Source organism: Streptomyces sp. NPDC016640 (assembly GCF_043076215.1).
GTDB lineage: Bacteria > Actinomycetota > Actinomycetes > Streptomycetales > Streptomycetaceae > Streptomyces.
The window spans coordinates 26,792-47,997 of record NZ_JBIBRG010000022.1 but is presented as its reverse complement, the minus strand read 5'-3'; the positions used below and the strand labels follow the sequence as shown (position 1 = coordinate 47,997).

Below are 21,206 nucleotides of genomic sequence, written 5' to 3'. Positions count from 1 at the left end.
GGTCTTTACAGCACCCTTAGCCTACGGCTACGTAACCTACGGGTTCGTAGCCTACGATTCCGTAGGTACCCGGCCCCGCTCGCCGGCACCTCCCCATGTCGCCGTTTTCTGGAGTCACCCGTGACGATTGCTTCTTCCCACCTCGGCAGCCCCTCCGTCTGGACCGACGCGCGGCTGTTGTACGCACTGGAGGAAGTGGTGGAGAAGGAGCTCAACCGGCATCTGCAGGTCGCCAAGGACTGGATGCCGCACGAGTACGTGCCCTTCAGCGACGCCCGCAACTTCCCCGGCTTCTTCGAGGACGGCGAGGCCTGGGACAAGGAGCAGTCGAAGGTCACCGAGGTCGGCCGGATCGCGCTCGTGGTGAACCTGCTCACCGAGGACAACCTGCCCAGCTACCACCACGAGATCGCCACGCTGTTCGGCCGGGAGGGCGCCTGGGGCACCTGGGTGCACCGCTGGACGGCCGAGGAGGGCCGCCACGGCATCGTGATGCGGGACTACCTGCTCGCCTCGCGCGCGGTGGACCCGGACAAGCTGGAGCAGTTCCGCATGGCGCACATGAGTGAGGGCTTCGAGTCGGACAACCGGCACTCGATGCTCCACTCGATCGCCTACGTCGCCTTCCAGGAACTGGCCACCCGCATCTCGCACCGCAACACCGGGCACCAGTCCGGCGACCCGGTCTGCGACCGCATGCTGGCCCGCATCGCGACCGACGAGAACCTGCACATGATCTTCTACCGCAACCTCCTCAAGTCGGCGTTCGAGCTCGCCCCGGACCTGACGATGCAGGCGGTGCGCGATGTCGTCGTGAACTTCCGGATGCCCGGCCACGGCATCCCCGGCTTCGAGCGGGCGGCCGCGCAGATGGCCATCGGCGAGGTCTACAACATGCGCATCCACCACGACGACGTCCTCCAGCCGGTGCTGCGCTTCCTGAAGGTCATGGAGATCGACGGCCTGGGCCCGGACGGGCTCAAGGCGCAGGAGGAGCTCGGCATGTACATGAGCGGCCTGGACGCGGAGGCGTCGAAGTTCGACGAGAAGCTGGCGGCCCGCAAGGCCCGGATGGCGGCCCGCGCCGCCGGCTGAACGCATGCCTTGTTCCCGAGCAGCATGGCCGGGGTCGTGCGCGGGCGGCCTGCTCCGGTCCTGAGGACTCGCAGGTCGCCCGGCAGCAACGACGGGGAGTGGCCGTCGTGCGCCTGCCCGGGCGTCACGACGACGGCCAGCGGTCGCTCCTGACCGTCCGCGGCGTGGTGGATCTTCGTGGTCAACCTGCCGCGGGGACGGCCGAGCGCGTGCCCGGCGGGCTCTCGGCGGCCGTCGAGGCCCTGTCCTTGGGCTGTGGCCCGGCACTTCTCGGGGCGGCGGGTGTTGGTGGCGTGCTGGTGGGCCCGGGTGATGGCAGGATCCACGCCACCCGCCAGTCGATCAGCCCGCCGTCGTCCGCGCGGACGAGCAGGACGCCGAGTACGCGGTCCCAGGTCCCGTCGGCGGCCCAGCCGCCGTGGCGGGCCCACGCGGTCTTCCAGGATGCGAACCCGGCTGGGATGTCTCGCCAAGGAATACCGGTGCGGTACCGGTAGACGATCGCCTCCGCAACGCAGCGGTGATCGGCCCACGGCCTGCCGCGACGACCGGTGCTGGAGGGCAGCAGAGGCCGGGTGCGGTCCCGCTGCCGGTCGGCCGGGCGTTACGAGGCATCAGGATCAGACCGCAGAGGTGCTGCGCAGCCGGGCCGGCGGCCCGGCCGGGCTCAGTCGATCGTCTTGATCACCCGGGCGGGCACTCCCGCGACCACGGTGCCGCCAGGAACACCACGAGTGACCACCGCACCGGCAGCGACCACCGCACCGGCGCCGATGGTCACCCCCTGCGTGATCACGGCAGCCGTCCCGATCCAGACGTCGTCCTCGATGACGATCGGGGCGAAGGAGAGGTACTCGCGGCGCTCGGCCAGGTGGAGTGGATGGCCTCCGGTGATGAGGCTGACCTTCGGGGCGATCATGACGTCGTTCCCGATACGGATGCCTCCCTTGTCCATGAAGGTGCATCCCTGGTTGACGAAGACGTTCTCCCCGAACGTCGTGTTGAGCCCATGCTCGGTGAAGAACGGCGGGTAGATCACCACCGACTCCGGCAGCGGGCCACCGAACACAACAGAAAGTAGTTCCGCGCGACCTTCGCTGTCGCCAAACGGAAGCACGTTCAGTCGAGATGTCGCATCGGTCACCTCCACGATCCGCTCCGCATGACGCGCGAACTCAGGCGTCCGGACATACATGACCTGCTCTGTACGGGTAGACATGCGCTGATCCCACCACCGCGCGGAACGCTTGATCAAACAACCCCGCACCACACCAGACACAACCAATGGTTGTGGAAGTAGGGTGGAAGTGTGGATGTCGAAGCACTGCGGACGTTCGTGGCCGTCGCCGAGGCCGGCCAGTTCCAGGCTGCGGCCGACGAGTTGGGGATCAGCCAGCAGGCGGTCTCCAAGCGGATCGCGGCCCTGGAGAGGCACATCGAGGTCACACTTCTGGTGCGGACGTCCCGAGGCTCCCGGCTGAGCCTGGACGGGCAGGTCCTCTTGCCGCACGCCAAGAAGGTCCTGACGGCCGTCGAGCAGGCCGAGCAGGCCGTACGCCCCGGAAGCCGTCCCTTGCGCGTCGATGTCCTCAATCGGCGCATCTCCCCGGCCCAGGCCGTCTACCGGTTTTACCGCTCCCACCCCGGGACGCACCTGGACGCGGTCACGCTGAGCAAGGAAAACGCCGCCCAGGCCGCCCAGGCGGTGCTCGAAGGGACCGTCGACGCGTCCTTCCGTGCCCTGCCGGCAGACCAGGTCCCGGCCGGGATCAGCGCCGAACGACTTCTGGACGTACCCCTGGAGCTCCTGATCGGACCCGGCCACCCGCTGGCTGACGTGCCCTGGGTCAGTCCTGCGGACCTGGGCGGTCACCGCATCTGGATCCCCGGGATCAGGCCGAGCACGGAGTGGGCAGCGTTCTACCAGGCACTGTCCGAGGCCTTCGGCCTGAGCATCGACGCGCTCGGCCCCAACTTCGGTGACGAGGCCCTGATGGACGCTCTGGCCGACTCGGCCTCGCTGGCCACCCTCGTCGGCAGCGGGGACCGGTACCTGTGGCCCCAGACCCACGACCTGCGGCGCGTCCCGTTGCACGACCCGACCCCGGTCTACCCGCACGTGCTGCTGTTTCGCAGCGGAGACCAGCACCCTGTGCTGACCGCGCTACGCGACCATCTGCGCACTGCACGCCCGCGGACCCCGTACGACGTGTGGGCACCGGACTGGGTAGCCCGCTGACCGGACGACCGAATCGACGGACACGCCTAGCGACTCGCTCGCCGCAGTTCCAGGCGTTCTTTCTCCGACAGGCCGCCCCAGACGCCGAAGCGCATGTCATGGGTCAGGGCGTATTCGAGGCAGATGGCGCGGATCGGGCAGAGACCGCAGATGCGCTTGGCCTCGCGGACCGAACTACCGGGCTCCGGGAAGAAGAAGTCGCCTCCGGTCTGCGCGCACAGTGCCTCTTCCTGCCAGGCGAGGTCGGGCGACGGGACTGTGTGGATGTGCATGGCCGGAAGCGTGCCGGGCGGCGAAAAACGTTCGATCAACGCGGAATCAACGCGGCGGCCGCCGCGCGCCGCGGAGGTCTGCCGCGACCGCTCGATGATGACGCCGGGTGACCCGGTGCGCACGGCGGCGCGCCGGTGTTCAGGTCCGGCGCGGATCGCCCCGGAGTACGGCGAACCGGGCGCCGTACGGGTCCTCCAGGCGGGCCGGCCGGCCGACACCGGCGAGGGACGTGGCGGGCATCCGGACGGCGTGGTGCGACGCGGCGCCCGGGGCCTACGCGGACGCGCGCCTGATCAGCGTCGTCGGCAGGATCACGCTGGACGGGGCGCCGCCCACGTTCTCCTCCCGCGCGACGGTGCGGTCGAGGCCGCGCAGCAGGAGGCGGGCCATGAGCCGGCCCATCTCCTCGATGTCCTGGCGGACCGTGGTGAGCGGCGGTTCGGTCTGTTCGGCGATCGGCAGCATGTCGTCGAAGCCGACGACCGCCACGTCCTCCGGGACCCGCCGCCCGTGCTCGCGCAGCACGCGCAGGGCACCGGCCGCCGTGACGTCGTTGGCGGCGAACACCGCGTCCAGGCCGGGGCAGCGGTCGAGGAGTTCCCGCATCGCCGCCTCGCCGCCCGCCGGGGTGAAGTCGCCCTGCACGACCAGCCGGGGATCGGTGTCGACCATGACGTCGCGGAAGCCGTCGAGCCGGTCCACCGCGGAGGTCTGGTCGAGGGCGCCGGTGATGTGCGCGATGCGGCTCCGGCCGAGGCCGAGCAGATGCCGTACGGCGTCACGGGCGCCGCCCCGGTTGTCGCTGTCGACGTAGACGACACCGCCTCGGCCGCCGCTCCAGTCGGGCCGGCCGCCGAACACCGTCGGCAGACCGGCCCGCTGGATCAGTTCGGGCAGCGGGTCGTCGATGTGGAGGGAGAACACCAGCGCGCCGTCGACATGGCCGCCGGCCAGGTAGCGGCCGACCCGGACGTGGTCGTCGCGGTCCTCGGTGAGCAGCAGGACGAGCTGGTTGTCATGGGCGGTCAGCTCCTTGCTGATGCCGCGCAGCTGCCGGGCGAAGAAGGGGTCGGAGAAGACCCGGGTCTCCGGTTCGGCGACGATGACGGCGACGGCGTCGTGCCGCTTCGTCACCAGGCTGCGCGCCGCCTGGTTGGGTACGTACCCCAGTTCCTCCACCGCCCGCCGGACCCGTTCGGCCAGGGATTCGCGTACTCCGTCGGAGCCGTTGACCACGCGGGAGACCGTGGCCCGGGAGACACCGGCCCGCGCGGCCACGGCCTCCAGGGTGGGGCGTGGCACTGTCTCGGTCACTTCGGGGCTCCTCACCTGCGGCTGCCGGAAAGGATAGCCCCGGCCCGCCGGCCGGCGAGAGCGCTCTCGGATCACGCCCGGTGCGTCAGTGCCCGTGCTCGTGGTCCTCCGTGGGCGCCTCCCCGTGCGCGTGCTCGTGCGGGTCGTACCCGGGGATCGTGCCGTCCGGCTTCTTCACCAGGAACAGCCCGACCATGCCCATGTCGGAGTGGCTCTGGACGTGGCAGTGGTACATCCAGGCGCCCGCCCCGACGCCCTCTCCCGCGATCACCTGGAAGCCGAAGGAGTCCGCCGGGCCGCAGATCTTGTTGTCGATGACCTGGCTGGGGTCGTCGGGGCCGGTCAGCATGCCGGTGCGGTTGTCCGCCCAGCGGTGACCGTGCAGGTGGAACGTGTGGTAGTACTCGCCGTGCGTGATCGAGACGAACTCGACGCGGTCGCCCACGGTGGCCTCGAAGTCCGGGCCGGTGTGGGCGGGCTTGTTGTTGATCGTCATGTCGTTGAAGACGATGGTGTGCGTCGCGTCGGGCAGGACGTCGCCCTTGCGCCGCACGATCACCGGTCCGTACAGCCCGTTGCGGATGCCACCGGTGCCGTGCACCGTGCCGACGACGTGGTCGTGGTAGTGCCAGTAGCCCGCGCTGCCCGCCCGCCAGGTGCCGTCCGGCCGCCGGCCGGGCTGGTGGGTGCGCCAGGTGTAGGTGCGGGTGCCGCCGGGCGCGACGTCGCTCCTGTTCTGCTTGGTGCCGTCGCTGGAGATCTCGTAGTCCAGGCCGTGGACGTGCAGGCTCACGGGTACGTCCATGGTGTTCTCGAACTCGATGTGCAGCGTGTCGCCCTCGTTGAGCTCGATCAGCGGGCCGGGGACGGACGCCTTGCCCTTCTCGAGGCCGTAGCCCATCCGTCCGCCGTCCAGCCGCTCGGCGTATATCCTGATGCGCCGCACCTCGCCGCCGGCGGGCGCGGTCCTCGCCGGTTTCGGAGCGCTCACCGCCTCGGGCGCTATGGACAACGATGTCGCAACGGCCGCGCCGCCCAGCAGTACCCGTCGGTTGAAACCGCGTCTGTCCATGCCGAACTCCCTCGTGGCTGTCATGAACCTGTGAAACCGTAGCGGGCACCCTTTGGTTTATCCACAGTCAGGACAAAGTTCGTTTCATTGCGGCCATAGGTATTGGCGAATGACGCAAAGAGGTCTAGCTTCCTTGACGCTGTTGCCGCGACCGAGGAGGAGTGGGTGCCCACATGCGGTTCACATCGCATCAAGAACCCATGCACTTGCGAGGGTTGAGCACGAAAAGCGCCAAGGGCCCACGGAGGGCGGGAACGAGACGCCGTCTCTGGGCGGCCGCCGTGACGACCGGGGCCGTCACCGCCGGACTGCTGTCGGGTCCCGCCGCCAGCGCGCGCCCGGCCCCGGATCCGCCCCTGACAACGATGTCCATCACGTCGCCCCCGGGCGGCGCCAACGTGCGTGTGCTGCTGTTCCACGGTTCCGCGGCCGGCGGTGACGAGTCGCCCCTGGTGAACGCCGGGATCGAGGCGATCGAGAAGATCGGGCTGTCCGGGCCAGCGGACCAGCGGTTCAAGGTCACCGCCACCGGCGACGCCTCGGTCTTCACCGACGCCGGGAAGCTGGGCCGCTTCAACACCATCGTGTTCCTGACCGGGGGCGGCGACGTCCTCGACCCGGACCAGGAGGCGGGCCTGGAGGCGTACATGGAGGCCGGCGGCGGCTTCGTCGGCCTGCACGACGCGGCCCGCGCCGAACCCTACTCGGACTGGTTCACCGGCCTCATCGGCGCCCGCCCGGCGTCAAGCCCGGAGAAGGCGCAGCGGGCGACCGTCGAGGTGGGCGACCGGACCCATCCGGCGACCAAGGGCCTGCCGCTGGAGTGGAAGCGCCCGGACAAGTGGCTGAACTGGGTGGAGGATCCGTCCGGCGAGGTGCACACGGTCGCCAGGGTGCGCGAGTCGACCTACGCGCCCGGTGCGGGCGCGGGCGGCTGGGACCACCCGGTGAGCTGGTGCCGTGACTACGACGGCGGCCGGTCCTTCTACACCGGCATGGGCGGCACGGTGTCGTCGTACGACGAGACCGACTTCCGTGACCATCTGCGCGGCGCCCTGCTGTGGACCAACCGGCTCGTCCGGGCCGACTGCAAGGCGACGATCACCGGCAACTACGAGGCGGAGCGGCTCACCCGGCCCAACCAGCCGGGGCAGAACGACCAGATCGGCGAGCCGCACGGCCTGGTCACCGCCCCCGACGGCCGCGTCCTCTACATCGGCCGGGGCGGCGCCGACGCCTCGCAGCCCGTGGTCACCGACTGGAACGACCCGGACATCGGCAAGGGCAGGGGCGAGATCCACGTCTACGACCCGAAGACGAAGAAGGTCACCCTCGCCGGGGCGCTCACCGTCTTCGGCAACAAGGGAGGCGGCGACGAGCTGAGGAAGGTCGAGGAGGGCCTGCTCGGCATCGAACTGGACCCGGCCTTCGAGCAGAACGGCTGGGTGTACCTGCACTACACGCCGCACTCCGGGATCAACCGGGACACGCGCATGGCCGAGCGGCGGGTCTCCCGCTTCACGCTCGACCGGGCCACCGACAAGCTGGACCTCGCCAGCGAGAAGGTGCTGCTGGAGTGGCCGGTGCAGATCCACAGCTGCTGCCACGCGGGCGGCGGGCTGGCCTGGGACTCCAAGGGCAACCTGTACATCGCCACCGGTGACAACAACTCCAGTGGCTTCAGCGGCGGTTACTCGGGCAACAACCCCGAGCCCAACTACAAGGGCGTCTCCTTCGCCGACGCGCGCCGCACCGCCGGCAACACCAACAACCTCAACGGCAAGATCCTGCGCATCCACCCGGAGCCGGACGGCACGTACACGCTGCCCGAGGGCAATCTGTTCACCGGCAGGGAGACCGCCGAGGGCGGCGGGAAGACGCGCGGCGAGATCTACGTGATGGGTGTGCGCAACCCGGCGCGCATCTCCGTCGACAAGAAGACCGACGTCCTCTACGCGGGGTGGGTCGGCCCGGACGCCGGCGCCCCGTCGACGACCTGGGGGCCGGCGAAGTACGACACGTTCGCCGTGATCACCAAGGCGTCCAACCGCGGCTGGCCGTACTGCATGGGCAACAAGCAGCCCTACCGGGACCGCAACCTGCCCGATCCGTCCAAGCCGCTGGGCTGGTACGACTGCGACCACCCCAGGAACGAGTCGCCGAACAACGACGGTCTGGTCAACCTGCCGCCGGTGACCGGCAACAACATCTGGTACTCACCGCAGGGCGGCGGCCCCGACTTCCCGCGCGACGGGAACGGCGTCCCGTCGTACGAGCAGGACGAGGCCGCTTACCGGCTGCCCTGGCTCAAGGGCGGCGGGCAGGCCGCGATGAACGGACCGGTCTACCGCCACGACGCCGGCAGCGCCAGTGACGTCAAGTGGCCCGAGTACTGGGACGGCAAGTGGTTCGTCGGCGACTTCTACGACGCCGACCAGCCGCGCAACGCGGTGGTCATGGACCCGAGGACGCAGGGCGACGGCGGTCTCCCGGTGCACTCGGAGTCGCTGAAGGAGATCGTGCCGGTCGGCAACGACGGCATCAGGAACCTGATGGACTGGAAGTTCGGTCCGGACGGCGCCCTGTACGTCCTCGACTACGGCCGCGGCTTCTTCACCTCCGACGCCGCGTCCGCGCTGTGGCGGGTCACCTACACGGGCGGCGGGCCCACCCCGGCCGCCGGTCAGCTGGCGAGGAAGGCCGAGTGAAACCAGTGATACGGCAACGCGGAATGTGGGCCGCCCTGCTGGCCGCCCTGCTGATGGTGCTCGGTCCGCGGACGGCGACGTCCGCGGCCGGCGAGACCGGCACCACCGACCCCCCCGGCACCACGGCGGCGCAGGTGCTCACCTGGACCGCCGGCGACAGCATCACCGAGTACACCTCCGCGCCGACGACCGCGGTGGCCGGTCCGGCGACGATCGTCTTCGAGAACAGCGTGGCCACCGGCAACACCACCGGAATGCCGCACACCCTGACGTTCGCGACCTCCGACCCGGAGTTCAACAACGACGTCCAGCTGAACATCCTGGCCAACCCGAGCGACGCCCGGGGCGGCAGGCACACCGCCGAGGTGACGCTCACCCCGGGCCGCTACTTCTACCACTGCACCATCCCCGGCCACGGCGAGATGCAGGGCATCCTGACGGTGACCGAGGGCGGTGGTGAGGACACCACCGCGCCCGAGGCCACGGCGAAGGTGACCGGCACGCAGAACGCCCGGGGCGAGTACGTCGGTTCGGCGAGCGTCGCGGTCGAGGCCACCGACGAGGGCTCGGGCGTGGACCGGATCGAGTACACGATCGGTGCCGACGGCGCCTGGCAGCCGTACACCGCCCCGGTCGTCGTCGACCAGGTCGGCACCCACACGGTGCGCTACCGCGCCCTGGACAAGGCGGGCAACGTCTCGGCCGGGAAGAGCGTGGAGTTCACGGTCGTCCCGCCGCCGTCCGACGACTCCACCGCGCCGGAGACCTCGGCGACCGTGGACGGCGAGAAGAACGCCGACGGTGACTACATCGACATGGCGACGGTCACCGTCACCGCGTCGGACACCGGCTCCGGCGTCAACACCATCGAGTACGCGATCGGTGCCGGCGGCGCCTGGCAGCCGTACACCGGTCCGGTGATGGTCCACCAGGCCGGTACGCACACCGTGCGCTACCGCGCCACCGACAGGGCGGGCAACGCCGCGGCGGGCAAGAGCGTGGAGTTCACGGTCGTCGCCGCTCCCCCGCGGGACACCACCCCGCCGGTGACCGGCGTGACCGTGGAGGGCACCAGGAACTCCGACGGCGCCTACGTCGGCGACGCCACGGTGACGGTCAGCGCCACCGACGGGCACGACGGATCCGGCGTCGCCGGCATCGAGTACTCGCTGGACGGCGGTCCCTACCTGGCGTACACCGGGCCGGTGGTGGTCGACCGCGCCGGCCGGCACACCGTGGCGTACCGGGCGAGCGACAGGGCGGGCAACACCTCCGCGTCGCTCACGGTGAGCTTCACGGTCGTGGCGGACGGCGGGGTGCCCGCACCCGACTGCCCGGAGTACGACGAGCGGCTGACGGTGATCGTCGGCACGGTCGACTCGGGCGTGCCCAACCGGGTCACCGACAACCGGTGCCGGATCGGCGAGCTGATCGAGGACGAGAAGGAGTGGACTTCGCAGGCACTGTTCCTGAAGCACGTGACGGGCGTCCTGGACGCGCTGCGGAAGGAAGGGGTCATCGACAAGCGGGAGTACCGGGCCGTCAACCAGGCCGCCCGCCAGTCCGGCATCGGCAAGCCCGGCCGGACCGACGGCTACCGCAAGATCCTCGACGGCACCGCGGAGACGTTCGCCAAGTGGGAGCAGGTGGGCGGTGGCTCGTTCGCGCTGAATCCGGACGGGTCGATCACCTCGGGCACCAGCAGGCCGGGGCTCGGCATGCTGTGGTTCCCCGAGCGCAAGTACGGCGACTTCTCGCTGAAGCTGCAGTGGCGTGACGACGCGCCGGGCACCGGCAACGCCAACTCCGGTGTGTTCGTGCGGTTCCCGCAGGTCCACGACCATCCGGAGGAGTCGCGTCCGGAGTGGGCCGCCATCAAGTACGGGCACGAGGTGCAGGTGTTCGACTCGCCCACCGGCGACATGTACAAGACCGGCTCGGTCTACGGCTTCGACCGGGTGGGCCTGGCCGGTGCGGGCGTGACGCAGAAGGGCACCTGGAACGACTACGAGATCCGCGTGGTCGACCAGCACTACTCGGTCTACCGCAACGGCGTGCTGATCAACGAGTTCGACAACACCGGCGGCCAGGTGTTCGAGCCGCCGCGGTCGGACGACCCGGGTACCGGCGGGCGGCGGTTCGCCTCCGGCCACATCGGACTGCAGGTGCACGGCACGACGGACGTGGTCTCGTACCGGGACGTCCGGATCAGGGAACTGCCCTGACGAAGCCGGTGGGTCAGGGAGCCGCCGGCTTCGGCTTCCTGACCCGGCCCGGCCGTACCCGCCCGGGTCCTCCCGGCGTCTTCGGACACCCGGGCGGATGCGGCGGGCCGCCCGGACCGTGGCCGTGTTCGTCACGGCGAGGGAGTCCGGGGAGGGGCGCCGGGGAGAACGCGTGATCGTCCACGGCCGCGTGCACGTCGTCCGCGTGCACGTCGCCGGGTCCGGCGAAGCGCGCGGGCAGGGTCACGAGAGCGAAGTCCCGCGGATGCGCGGCACCCGCCTCCCCCCGGCGCAGCGGCGCCGGGACCGGAGTGCGGGCGTCGGGGCGTGCGGACCGGGCGGGGGCGACGGGGCGTCCGAGGGGCCCGGGCGGACGGGGCGGCGCACGAGACGGCCCGGCTGCCGGCGGGCCCTGGGTCAGGGCTGCATCAGCACCTTGACGGCGCCGTCCCGCTTCTTCTGGAACATCTCGTAGGCGTGCGGTGCCTCGCTCAGCGGGACGCGGTGGGTGGCGAAGTCGTCGACTCCCAGCGGGTCCTCGTCGGTGAGGTAGGGGATGATCTCGTCGCTCCAGCGGCGTACGTTCGCCTGGCCCATGCGCATCTGGATCTGCTTGTCGAACAGGGTGAGCATGGGCATCGGGTCGGCCATGCCGCCGTAGACGCCGACGATCGAGATGGTGCCGCCGCGGCGCACCAGTTCGATCGCGGTGTGGAGGGCGGCGAGCCGGTCGACGCTGAAGCGTTCCGCCATGGGGCCGCTCAGCTTGCGGGGCAGCAGCGCCGAGGCGTTCTGCACCAGGCGGGCCGCCGCGCTGCCGTGCGCCTCGGTGCCGACGGCGTCGATCACGGCGTCCGGGCCGCGGCCGTCGGTCCGGTCGCGGATCGCGGTGACGAGTTCCTTCTCGTCGTCGAAGGAGCGCAGGTCGAAGGTCTCCACGCCCCGTTCACGCGCCCGGCGCAGCCGCTCGGGGACCAGGTCCACGCCGAAGACCTGTCCGGCGCCCTTGAGCTGTGCGACCCGGCAGGCCATGTCGCCGATGGGGCCGAGTCCGAGCACGGCGACGCTGCCGCCCTGCGGGACGCCGGCGTAGGCGACCGCCTGCCAGGCGGTGGGCAGGACGTCCGAGAGGTAGACGAACCGGTCGTCGGACGGCCCCTCGGGGACCTTGATCGGGCCGTACTGGGCCTGCGGGACGCGCAGGTACTCGGCCTGGGCGCCCGGCACCGCGCCGTACAGGCGGGTGTAGCCGAACAGGGCGGCGCCCATGCCCTCGGCGCTGACCTGGGTGGTCTCGCACTGGGTGGGCAGTCCGGTCAGGCACATCCAGCAGTTGCCGCAGGCAATCTGGAACGGCACCACGACCCGGTCGCCGACCTGGAGGTCCGGCACCGCCGCGCCGACCTCCTCGACGATCCCCATCGGCTCGTGACCGAGGATGTCGCCCGGGGTCATGAACGGGGTCAGGACCTCGTACAGATGCAGATCGGATCCGCACAACCCGGTGGAGGTGACGCGGATGACCGCGTCCGTCGGCTCCTCGATCCGGGGATCGGGCACGTTCTCCACCCGTACGTCCCGCTTTCCCTGCCAGGTCAGTGCCCTCATCGCCGCCCGCTCCCTCCGTGGTGGCCGGTGTGCCGCTCCTGCGGCAGGGCGTCCGGGTACCCGAGCGGCCGGCCGCCGAACCGCGCGTCGCCGGGCCGATCGGCGGACCACACCGCGTGGGACCGCTTCCGGTCGGCGATGGCCAGTGACCGTCAGACAAGCGCACAATCAAGACATCGGATGACATGCGGCAGGCACGGTGGCGACGGTGGGCACGGGACGAGGGACACGAGCACGGTGCGGCGCGGGGGCGAGGGTACTCCTCGCGGCCGTGATGTCGGCCGCCCTGGCCGCGGGCTGCACGACGCCGGACGGTGCGGACGACGACGGGCGCGGAGCGCCGCGGCAGTCGTCGGAGAAACCCCGGGAGCCGGACGGGACACGGCCGGCCCAGGTCCCCCCGGTGCTCGCCGTGAAGATCGACAACGCCGGCACGGCCCGGCCCCACGCGGGCCTGACGGAAGCGGACGTGGTGTACGTCGAACAGGTCGAGGGCGGGCTGAGCCGGCTGATGGCGGTGTACGCGACCCGGCTCCCCGAGTCCGTCGGGCCGGTGCGCAGCGCCCGTGAGTCCGATCTGGAACTGCTGCGCCAGTTCGACCGGCCGGTGCTGGCCTTCTCCGGGGCCCAGGGCAAGCTGCTGCCGCTGATCGACCGGGCGCCGCTGGAGGCGGTGACCCCGGAGTCGGCGCCCGGCGTCTACGCCCGGGGCACCGGCCGGCCGGCCCCGCACAACCTCTATCTGCGGCCCCGGCAGCTGATGGACGGCCCGCCCGGTCCGGCCTCCCTGACCACCGGTTTCCCCTACGGACGGCCGCCCGCGGGCGGCGAGACCGAGGACGCCCTCACGGTGCGCTACCCGGCGGCCCGCTTCACCTTCACCTGGTCCGGCACCCACGACCGCTGGCTGGTCTCGATGGACGGCGCCCCGGCGCTCACCACGGAGGGGGCGCGGGCGGCGCCCGCGACGGTCGTCGTGCAGTACGTGAGCGTGCGCGGTTCCGCCTTCCGGGACTTCCTCGGCAACACCACCCCGTACACCGAGACGGTGGGTTCCGGAGAGGCCACCGTGCTGCGCGACGGACGGGCGTACGGGGCGAGGTGGAGCCGTCCGGCCGCCGAGGGCGGCACCTCGTTCACCACCGAGGGGGGCGAGCGGATGAACTTCGCGCGCGGTCAGGTGTGGGTGGTGTTCGTGAAGGCGCCCTGAGCGGCCCGGTCAGCGCGGGGCGGCCAGGGGCGGGGCGGGATCGCGCAGGTCCTCGGCCGCGTCCGCCGCGCGCCGGATCAGATCCATGAGGACCGCCTGCTCGTCGGGGGCGAGCGGGGCCAGGAGGACCTGGTTCATGCGTGCGGTGCGCACGGTCGGCCTGCGGTGGGCGCGCACGCCGGCGTCGGTGAGGCCCGGCAGGAGGCGGCGGCCGTCCTGGGGGGGCGCGGACCTTGTCCAGCAGCCCGCGCCGGATGAGCCGGCCGATCACCTCGGCGATGGTGGACCGGCCGGGCCCGACCCGCTCCCCGACGGTGCGCTGGTCCAGGCCCGGTGCCGAACTCACCCTCGGGAGGGCCTGTCGTGACCGGCGCCCTGACGCAGGCCGACATCGACCGGGAGACGGCGGCCGAGCGCGCCGCGTACGGGAAGCGGGTCGCCGGCGGCGCGCCCGTCGAGCACCGTCCGCGCCGCGACTATACGCCGTACCGCTCCTCGGCGCTGCGCCGTCCCCGGCAGCCGCCGGTCGCCATCGACGTCGCCAAGGACCCGGAACCGTGGAGCTGCACTCCCCCGCGTTCGGGGAGCGCGGCGAACTCGGCGTTCGCGACGGCCCGGCGGGTGCTGGCGGAGGAGGGCGGGGGCACGCCGTGACCCCCGGGGGCGCCCGGTGTCATCGCGGCCCCACACCCGCCCCCAGCTCCGCCCGCGCCCGCTCCGCCAGGCCGTCCGCGCCGCACGACCGTGCCAGTGCCAGGCCCCGTTCCAGGTCGGGCGCGGAGCGGGCGAGGACGCCGTACTCGACGCGGGCCGCGGCGTGTTCGTACTGACAGGGCGAGGACTCCAGGTAGGTGACCGCCTGGGCGGCGAGCCGGACGGCGCGCCGGCCGGTCTCCAGGGCTGCGGCGACGCGCAGGGCCTCTCCCAGGGCGGTGTCCGTGCCGAAGCGTTCGGCGTTGCGGCGGACGTCGACGGCCAGCCGGGCCGCGCGGGCGGGGTCCTCGGTGGCGAGGGCGCGGGCGAGGTCGGCGGCGCCGAAGACGTGCACGGGGTTGTGGTGGCCGCGTGCGGCGGCCGCCTTCTCCGCCGCCTCCAGTTCGTTGATGCCCTCCTCGGTGCGGCCGACGGCCAGCAGCAGCCGGCCGCGCACGGAGCGCGGGTCGGGCAGCACGACGGTGGACGGGTAGGGCGGTGCGAAGCCGTGCCGCTGCGCGACCTCCCAGGCCCGGTCGACGTGGCCGCGGGCGAGCAGGGTGTCGACGAGGTTGCAGGTGGCCGTCCAGTACAGGGGCAGTCCGCGGCCGACCCGCTCGGCGAGGCGCAGGGACTCGCGCAGCGCGGCCTCCGCCTCCTCCAGCCGGCCCCGCCTGCGGTGCGCGAGACCCACGTAGGCGTGCGCCAGCGCGAGATGGCCGCCGCTCCAGCCGGCCGTCTCGTAGGCGCGCAGGGCCTCGTTGTAGAGGCTCTCGGCCCGGTCGAGGCGGTCGGTGTAGGCGTAGGCGCTCGCCACCATCAGCAGCAGTTCGACGCCCCATTCGCCGTCGGTCCAGCCGAGGCCGGGAGCGAGGCGGCCGTTGACGAGGGCACGGTCGCAGAGTTCGGCGACCTCCTCGGCGTTCTCGCCGCGCATCATGGCGTCGAAGCCGCGCAGGATGAGCAGCGCCCGTTCGGAGTTGTCGCGCCCGGTGCAGGTGGCGGCGAGTTCGGCGAGGCGCTCGGAGCGCCGTGGGGTGGTGGCCTCGCCGGCGTGCAGGCCCTCCCACATGAACTGCACGGCGCGCAGCCGCATCCGGGCCGGGCCCGGTGGGAGCCGGGCGGCCTCCGCCTCGACGGTGCGGACGGCCTCCTCCATCTGGTCGTTGTGCAGCAGTGCCTGGGAGAGCCGGACCACAGCGTCCACGCGTCGGTCGCCGTCGAGGCCGGGCATGCCGAGCGCGGCCCGCAGATGGCCGATGGTGCGGGCGGGCGCGGTGAGGAAGGCGGCACGGCCCAGTTCGTGGAGGACCTGTGCGTGGACCTCGGGGCGGGGCGGTTCCTCCAGGGCGCGTTCCAGGCAGCGGCGGGCGGCGTCCGGGGCGCCGACGGCGAGGTGTTCCCGGGCGGCCTCGCGCAGTTGCCGGACGAGTTCCTCGTCGTCGTCCGGATGGACTTCGAGGAGGTGGCGGGCGGCCGCCGCGGCACCGCGTCCGGAGTCGGTGACGATACGGGCGGCGATGCCGTGCATGGCACGGCGCAGGGCGTCGGGGATGGAGTTGTAGACGGCGGTGGCGATCAGGGGGTGGACGAACTCGAGGTCGGCGGCCGCGGTGCGGCCGGTCGCCGGGTCGGGAGGGGTGAGGATGCGGGCGCTGCGCAGGAGTTCGGCGCAGCGGACGGCGTCGTCGTGGCGCAGGGTGGAGAGCCGGGCCACCAGGTCGACGGTGATGTCGCTGCCGAGGATGGCGGCGGCCCAGGCGAACCGGGTGGCGTCTATGCCGAGTTGTTCCAGCCGGGCGACGAGCCCGCCGCCGCGGGCGGAGCGGTTCAGCTCGCGCAGTTCGCCGGCGTGGGCCTCGACGGGTTCGAGTTCGCTGTCCTGGACCTTGGCGAGGAGTTCGACGGTCTCGTAGGGGTTGCCGCCGGTGACGGCCCACACCTCGCGGCAGAACGCGGCGTCGGCGTCCTCGCCCAGCGTGGCGCGGGTCAGTCCGGCCACGGCCTGCGGGGTGAGGGCGTTGAGGGTGGTCACGGGGTGGGCGGCCGCGGCGGCGACGGCGTCCAGGTGCCGGGCGCCGGGTCCGGAGATCTCGCCGGGCCGGCGGGCGACCACGAGGAGGACGGACAGGTCGGCCAGCCGTTCGGCGAACGCGGCGAGCCAGTGCAGGGTCTCCTGGTCGGCCCAGTGGGCGTCGTCGATCAGCAGGACCAGCGGCCAGTCCCGGCGGGCCAGCCGGCGTACGGCGGCGACCAGGCCCTCGCACACGCCCTGCGGGTCGGGGTGCCGCTCCCCGGGGTCGGCTATGCCCAGGGCCGGTCCGGCGATGTCGTACCAGTCGCCGAGGTACTCGCGTGCCTCCTCCGGCGGCATCGACACCAGGGCGGGCTGGAGGAGCTGGCGTACGACGTTGAACGGGACGGAGCGCAGGGTCTCGCCGCCGCGGGCCGACCACACGGTGCAGCCGCGCTGTTCGGCGATGCGCCGGGTCTCGGCCAGCAGCGCGGTCTTGCCGTTCCCCGCCTCGCCGCGCAGCACCAGCAGGCCGCCCGGTGAGGAGCGGTCCGCGCACAGGATGTCGACGGCCCGTGTGAGGGCGGCGACCTCCTCGTCGCGCTCCCACAGGGCAGCCGAGGAAGCGGCCGGGGGCCGTACCTCCGTCATCCCGCTACCTCCCCGAGTCGCCCGAATGACGTACAGGTCATGAGCCTAGTCCTCCGGTCGGCCGAGCGGTGGCCGGTGGGAGGACGTGTTGCCGCGACGGGTGGCACCGGGCACGGGGGCCGGCCCACGCGCCGCCCCACCCGAGGGCTTGATGGCCGACGTCCCACGCACGGTGGGGAGATGGGGAACACCGGACCGAGCGGACGGCAGCCGGGAGCCCGGGGGCGGCGGGGAGCGGGTGGGGCTCTCATCCGGCTTTCACCGATGCCTCATACGGTGGGGGCATGACTCAGGTGACTCCCCCCGGGTGGTACCCCGACCCCGGGCAGACGAATGACGGACCGGCCACCGAGCGCTGGTGGGACGGCACGGCCTGGACGGGTCAGGTCCGTCCGGCGGGGACGGCCGCCGCCTGGGGCCCCCCGGCGCCGGGCACGGCGGCCGGGCCGGCGTATCCGGCCTACCCGGCGTATCCCGCTCCGGCGCCGTCCGGGCGCGGGCACCGGCTGCGGAACGGGATAGCCGTGGCGGTGGCCGTCGCCGTGCTGGCGAGCATCGGCGTGGGCGTGTACGCGCTGACGGACGACGGCGGTGGCGACGGGGGGACGACGGCCTCGCAGGGACCGGGCGGGCGGGACGGCGGGGCACCGGACGGGCGGGACGGCACCCCGGACGGGGACTCCGGCGGTGAGGAGCCGGGGCCGGACACGTCCGAGCCGCCGCGGATCGAGAGCGGGTCGGTCACCGACGGGACGAGCGGGATCAGCCTGCCCATCCCGGACGGGTGGTACGGCCAGGAACTGCAGGTGGGTGCCGCGGTGACGTCGGAGGACTCCTACGACTGCCCCGGCGACACCTCCAAGACCTGCACCAAGGGCGGGGCGTACTCGGCACCCGCCCTGGCGTTCGGCACCCGGGGCTCCACCGCCGAGGAGGTCGCCAAGGCGGACATCACCGCCAACGCCGAGGAGAGCTACGGCGGCGACTCCTACGGGAAGATCACCTCGCACGACGTGCTCGTGTCCAGGGCCGTGACCGTGGCAGGTCAGAGGGGTTATCTGGTGCGTTGGAAGGCGGTCACCAGCAAGGGGTCCGACGGGTACGTGCAGTCGCTCGCCTTCCCGTCCCCCGCGCAGCCGCGGCAGATGGTCGTGGTCCGCCTGGGCGTGGACACCGACCAGAAGGAGGCCGTCCTCGACGAGATCACCGAGGGCATCGAGGTGTCGTCGGGCGGCGGCAGCGGTCAGGACGTCTGACGCCCCGCACCTGACGGCCGGGTGGGGCGCCCTTCTACTCGGAGGCCGCCCCACCCGGCCGGGGTGAGCGCCGCCCCCGTCCCCACGGTGCGGCGCGGTCGGGCCGCCGCGGTGCCCATGGGGGCGCGGATCGCGGGACGGCCCGTGGGCGCGCCGGGCGGCGGGCCCACGGGCGCCCTCCTGCGTCCGTCGCGGAGGTGGCCGCCGGACGGCCGGCGTCGGCACGCGCGCGGGCGCCGGCTGTGCGCCGACGCCGATGCGCAGGACCGCGGGGCGTCACGCCCGTGTTTCGCCGGCCCAGTCCCGCCGGCCGGCCTCCCCGGCCCTGTCCCCGGTCCCGGTCCCGCCGGTGCTTCGCACCTCGCCGGCGTCCTCGCACCTCCGGCAGTCCGGGTGGTGGCAGGGACCCGGTTTCCACAGGGGAACGACGACTCCCATCGTCTTGTGCCGCATGACCTCGGGGGTCACGGGCCGGTGGCATACGGGGCAGACGCTCGCGAGCTGCGGCGTCATCACATGGTCCATCTTGCCCATATGAAAATAATAGGCACATTTTGTACCGATTTGACCACCGCTTCAGTCGGTCGGGCGGGGCCGTACCACGCTCAGCACGACGGACACCGTCAGGACCACGACGATGACCGCCAGACCGACCAGGGAGGGCACCTCCGGGATGTCGGCACTGATCAGCTTGTGGGAGGCCTGGAGGATCAGCTTCACGCCGATGAAGGAGAGGATCAGCGCGAGGCCCACACCGAGGTAGTGGAACCGGTCCAGCAGCCCGGCGAGCAGGAAGTACAGGGCGCGCAGACCGAGGATGGCGAACGCGTTGCTGGTGTACACGATGAAGGGGTCGTCACTGACCGCCAGGACGGCGGGCACGCTGTCCACGGCGAAGATCAGGTCGGCCGCCTCGATGGCGGCGACCACCACGAGCAGCGGAGTGGCGACCCGCCTGCCCGCCTCCCGGACGAAGAACCTCATCCCCGCGTAGTCCTCCCGCACGGGCATCACCTTGCGCAGCAGCCGCACGGCGAAGCTCTTGCCCGGGTCGAACTCCTCCTCCTCCCGGAAGATCTTGTAGGTGCTGTAGAAGAGGACCGCCGCGAAGCCGTACAGCACCGCGGTGAACCGGCTGACCACGGCCAGCCCGGCTGCCAGGAACACGCCTCTGAACACCAGCGCGCCCATGACGCCGAAGAAGAGCACGCGGTGCTGGTAGGCGCGCGGCACCTTGAAGTAGGCGAAGATCAGCGCGAAGACGAACAGGTTGTCGACCGACAGGCTCTTCTCCAGCAGCCACGCGGTGGTGTACTCCACCCCCGGCGCCACACCGAGGACCAGGAAGACGACCGCCCCGAACAGCACGGCGAGGCCGATCCACACCCCGCTCCACAGGGCCGCCTCCCTGAACCCGATGACATGTGCCTCCCGGTGCGCCAGCAGGTCCACGGCCAGCGACACGAGGACGGTGACGGCGAACGCCACCCACAGCCAGTACGGCACATCCATCGCCACAGACCCCTCGACGAGCAGGACGAGAGCCTCTCCCTGCAACGAGTCTGGAACACCGCCACGGGCTTGTCGCCCGCACGTGCGCGCCGCCGGGCCGAATCGTCGGGACCCACCGGATGGGGCACCATTGCGTGGAGCGCCACGGCGAGCACACGGGGTCACTGATCTCCGGTCGGGAGTGGATGAGCATGGCGGTGATGCGCAGGCCCGGCATTCCGGCGGCGGCGGTGGACGGGGCCGAGCCGTCCGCCGTTCCGGCGGTCAGCTCCCACAACGAGTGGGACCCGCTGGAGGAGGTCGTCGTCGGACGTCTCGACGGCGCGACGATCCCCTCCAGCCATCCGGTCGTGGCCTGCAACATCCCGTCATGGGCGGGGCGGCTGCAGGGGCTCGCCGCCGGCATCAGGTACCCCCGGGTGCTGCTGGAGTCGGCACAGCGGGAACTCGACCAGTTCGTCACCCTCCTGCGGTCCCTGGGCGTCACGGTCACGCGTCCGGAACCGGTCGACCACAGGAAACGCTTCGGCACCCCGCGCTGGTCGTCGCGGGGGTTCTGCAACACCTGCCCGCGCGACAGCCTGCTGGTGATCGGCGACGAGATCATCGAGACCCCGATGGCCTGGCCCTGCCGGTACTTCGAGACCCACTCCTACCGCCCGCTCCTCAAGGACTACTTCCGGCGCGGCGCGCGCTGGACGTCGGCGCCCAAGCCGCAGCTCACCGACGAGCTGTTCGAGCCGGGTTTCCGTGCGCCCGGGCCGGGCGAGCCGATGCGCTACATCCTCACCGAGTTCGAACCGGTGTTCGATGCCGCTGATTTCGTGCGCGCCGGACGGGATCTGTTCGTCACCCGGAGCAACGTCACCAACCTGACGGGCATCGAGTGGCTGCGCCGGCACCTCGGATCCGGTTACCGCATCCACGAGATCGAGAGCCGCTGCCGCACACCCATGCACATCGACACGACGTTCGTCCCGCTCGCACCCGGCAAGGCCCTGGTCAATCCCGAGTACGTCGACGTCGACCGCCTGCCCGGCATCCTGGACGGGTGGGACATCCTGGTCGCCCCGGAGCCCGACCCGATCGACGAGCGCCTGCTCAGGCTCACCTCGATGTGCGGCAAGTGGCTCAGCATGAACGTGCTCGTGATCGACGGCAAGCGGGTGATCGCCGAACGCCACCACACCGGCATGCTCCGCGCACTCGAGAAATGGGGCTTCGAGCCGATCCCGTGCGATCTGCTGCACTACGCCCCGTTCGGCGGCTCGTTCCACTGCGCGACGCTCGACGTCCGGCGCCGCGGCACACTCGAATCCTATTTCGACTGATCAGC

15 protein-coding genes and 3 pseudogenes are annotated in these 21,206 nt (G+C 71.9%); 8 read left to right on the top strand and 10 right to left on the bottom strand.

The window, feature by feature from the left end:
- Positions 1-120 precede the first annotated feature (120 nt).
- The gene (locus ACF07S_RS31855; RefSeq protein ID WP_391966882.1) at positions 121-1,095 is read left to right on the top strand and encodes an acyl-ACP desaturase; all 975 of its coding nucleotides are present in this window, start codon (positions 121-123) and stop codon (positions 1,093-1,095) included.
- A gap of 181 nt (positions 1,096-1,276) precedes the next feature.
- On the opposite strand, the gene ACF07S_RS31850 is transcribed toward ACF07S_RS31855, so the two are convergent.
- Entirely contained in the window at positions 1,277-1,660 is a 384-nt protein-coding gene (locus tag ACF07S_RS31850; protein WP_391975773.1) for a transposase, read from the bottom strand.
- A 102-nt stretch (positions 1,661-1,762) separates the two neighbouring features.
- A complete protein-coding gene (locus ACF07S_RS31845; protein ID WP_391975772.1) occupies positions 1,763-2,290 on the bottom strand; it encodes a DapH/DapD/GlmU-related protein in 528 nt (175 codons plus the stop codon).
- A gap of 114 nt (positions 2,291-2,404) precedes the next feature.
- Here ACF07S_RS31845 and ACF07S_RS31840 point away from each other — a divergent pair, with 114 nt between their 5' ends.
- Entirely contained in the window at positions 2,405-3,334 is a 930-nt protein-coding gene (locus ACF07S_RS31840) for a LysR family transcriptional regulator (RefSeq protein ID WP_391975760.1), read from the top strand.
- Positions 3,335-3,360: 26 nt separating this feature from the next.
- Here the strand turns inward: ACF07S_RS31840 and ACF07S_RS31835 are convergent, their stop codons facing one another.
- The 4 genes and pseudogenes from ACF07S_RS31835 to ACF07S_RS31820 form a co-directional block, all read right to left on the bottom strand.
- On the bottom strand, positions 3,361-3,606 hold the full coding sequence (locus tag ACF07S_RS31835; protein WP_391966884.1) for a WhiB family transcriptional regulator: 246 nt from the start codon (positions 3,604-3,606) through the stop codon (positions 3,361-3,363).
- A gap of 139 nt (positions 3,607-3,745) precedes the next feature.
- A pseudogene (locus ACF07S_RS31830) lies at positions 3,746-3,853 on the bottom strand (VOC family protein); the annotation flags it as partial.
- 27 nt (positions 3,854-3,880) lie between these two features.
- A complete protein-coding gene (locus ACF07S_RS31825) occupies positions 3,881-4,921 on the bottom strand; it encodes a LacI family DNA-binding transcriptional regulator (protein WP_391966886.1) in 1,041 nt (346 codons plus the stop codon).
- Positions 4,922-5,006: 85 nt separating this feature from the next.
- A complete protein-coding gene (locus tag ACF07S_RS31820; RefSeq protein ID WP_391975759.1) occupies positions 5,007-5,993 on the bottom strand; it encodes a multicopper oxidase domain-containing protein in 987 nt (328 codons plus the stop codon).
- Between the two features lie 200 nt (positions 5,994-6,193).
- On the opposite strand from ACF07S_RS31820, the gene ACF07S_RS31815 reads away from it, so the two are divergent.
- Complete coding sequence (locus tag ACF07S_RS31815) at positions 6,194-8,701, top strand: ThuA domain-containing protein (RefSeq protein WP_391975758.1); 2,508 nt, start codon at positions 6,194-6,196, stop codon at positions 8,699-8,701.
- A 23-nt stretch (positions 8,702-8,724) separates the two neighbouring features.
- A complete protein-coding gene (locus tag ACF07S_RS31810; protein ID WP_391975771.1) occupies positions 8,725-10,926 on the top strand; it encodes an OmpL47-type beta-barrel domain-containing protein in 2,202 nt (733 codons plus the stop codon).
- A gap of 417 nt (positions 10,927-11,343) precedes the next feature.
- Here the strand turns inward: ACF07S_RS31810 and ACF07S_RS31805 are convergent, their stop codons facing one another.
- Positions 11,344-12,534, bottom strand: coding sequence for a zinc-dependent alcohol dehydrogenase (locus ACF07S_RS31805; protein WP_391975757.1), 1,191 nt, complete (start codon positions 12,532-12,534; stop codon positions 11,344-11,346).
- Between the two features lie 199 nt (positions 12,535-12,733).
- Here ACF07S_RS31805 and ACF07S_RS31800 point away from each other — a divergent pair, with 199 nt between their 5' ends.
- Positions 12,734-13,744: a DUF3048 domain-containing protein gene (locus ACF07S_RS31800; RefSeq protein WP_391975756.1), complete on the top strand. Its 1,011-nt coding sequence runs from the start codon at positions 12,734-12,736 to the stop codon at positions 13,742-13,744.
- 9 nt (positions 13,745-13,753) lie between these two features.
- Here the strand turns inward: ACF07S_RS31800 and ACF07S_RS31795 are convergent.
- Positions 13,754-14,078 (bottom strand): annotated as a pseudogene (locus ACF07S_RS31795) (MarR family winged helix-turn-helix transcriptional regulator); the annotation flags it as partial.
- A 29-nt stretch (positions 14,079-14,107) separates the two neighbouring features.
- On the opposite strand from ACF07S_RS31795, the pseudogene ACF07S_RS31790 reads away from it, so the two are divergent.
- Positions 14,108-14,334, top strand: a pseudogene (locus ACF07S_RS31790) (protocatechuate 3,4-dioxygenase subunit beta); the annotation flags it as partial.
- Between the two features lie 83 nt (positions 14,335-14,417).
- On the opposite strand, the gene ACF07S_RS31785 reads toward ACF07S_RS31790, so the two are convergent.
- Positions 14,418-17,102 (bottom strand): ATP-binding protein, encoded by a 2,685-nt coding sequence (locus tag ACF07S_RS31785; RefSeq protein ID WP_391975755.1) that lies wholly within the window; start codon positions 17,100-17,102, stop codon positions 14,418-14,420.
- A 284-nt stretch (positions 17,103-17,386) separates the two neighbouring features.
- On the opposite strand from ACF07S_RS31785, the gene ACF07S_RS31780 reads away from it, so the two are divergent.
- Positions 17,387-18,358 carry a DUF2510 domain-containing protein gene (locus ACF07S_RS31780; protein WP_391975754.1) on the top strand — a complete coding sequence of 324 codons (972 nt, stop codon included), beginning with the start codon at positions 17,387-17,389 and terminating at the stop codon, positions 18,356-18,358.
- A 576-nt stretch (positions 18,359-18,934) separates the two neighbouring features.
- Here ACF07S_RS31780 and ACF07S_RS31775 read toward each other — a convergent pair.
- On the bottom strand, positions 18,935-19,870 hold the full coding sequence (locus ACF07S_RS31775) for a TerC family protein (protein ID WP_391966893.1): 936 nt from the start codon (positions 19,868-19,870) through the stop codon (positions 18,935-18,937).
- A gap of 191 nt (positions 19,871-20,061) precedes the next feature.
- Between ACF07S_RS31775 and ACF07S_RS31770 the strand changes: the two genes are divergently transcribed.
- Positions 20,062-21,201 carry an amidinotransferase gene (locus tag ACF07S_RS31770; protein WP_391966918.1) on the top strand — a complete coding sequence of 380 codons (1,140 nt, stop codon included), beginning with the start codon at positions 20,062-20,064 and terminating at the stop codon, positions 21,199-21,201.
- The last annotated feature ends 5 nt before the right edge of the window (positions 21,202-21,206 follow it).

Bases quoted from the DNA above. Each gene is read 5' to 3' on its own strand.
- ACF07S_RS31845 (WP_391975772.1), bottom strand. From the start codon at position 2,290: ATGTATGTCCGGACGCCTGAGTTCGCGCGTCATGCGGAGCGGATCGTG.
- ACF07S_RS31835 (WP_391966884.1), bottom strand. From the start codon at position 3,606: ATGCACATCCACACAGTCCCGTCGCCCGACCTCGCCTGGCAGGAAGAG.
- ACF07S_RS31820 (WP_391975759.1), bottom strand. From the start codon at position 5,993: ATGGACAGACGCGGTTTCAACCGACGGGTACTGCTGGGCGGCGCGGCC.
- ACF07S_RS31815 (WP_391975758.1), top strand. From the start codon at position 6,194: ATGCACTTGCGAGGGTTGAGCACGAAAAGCGCCAAGGGCCCACGGAGG.
- ACF07S_RS31810 (WP_391975771.1), top strand. From the start codon at position 8,725: ATGTGGGCCGCCCTGCTGGCCGCCCTGCTGATGGTGCTCGGTCCGCGG.
- ACF07S_RS31805 (WP_391975757.1), bottom strand. From the start codon at position 12,534: ATGAGGGCACTGACCTGGCAGGGAAAGCGGGACGTACGGGTGGAGAAC.
- ACF07S_RS31785 (WP_391975755.1), bottom strand. From the start codon at position 17,102: ATGACGGAGGTACGGCCCCCGGCCGCTTCCTCGGCTGCCCTGTGGGAG.
- ACF07S_RS31780 (WP_391975754.1), top strand. From the start codon at position 17,387: ATGACTCAGGTGACTCCCCCCGGGTGGTACCCCGACCCCGGGCAGACG.
- ACF07S_RS31775 (WP_391966893.1), bottom strand. From the start codon at position 19,870: ATGGATGTGCCGTACTGGCTGTGGGTGGCGTTCGCCGTCACCGTCCTC.
- ACF07S_RS31770 (WP_391966918.1), top strand. From the start codon at position 20,062: ATGGCGGTGATGCGCAGGCCCGGCATTCCGGCGGCGGCGGTGGACGGG.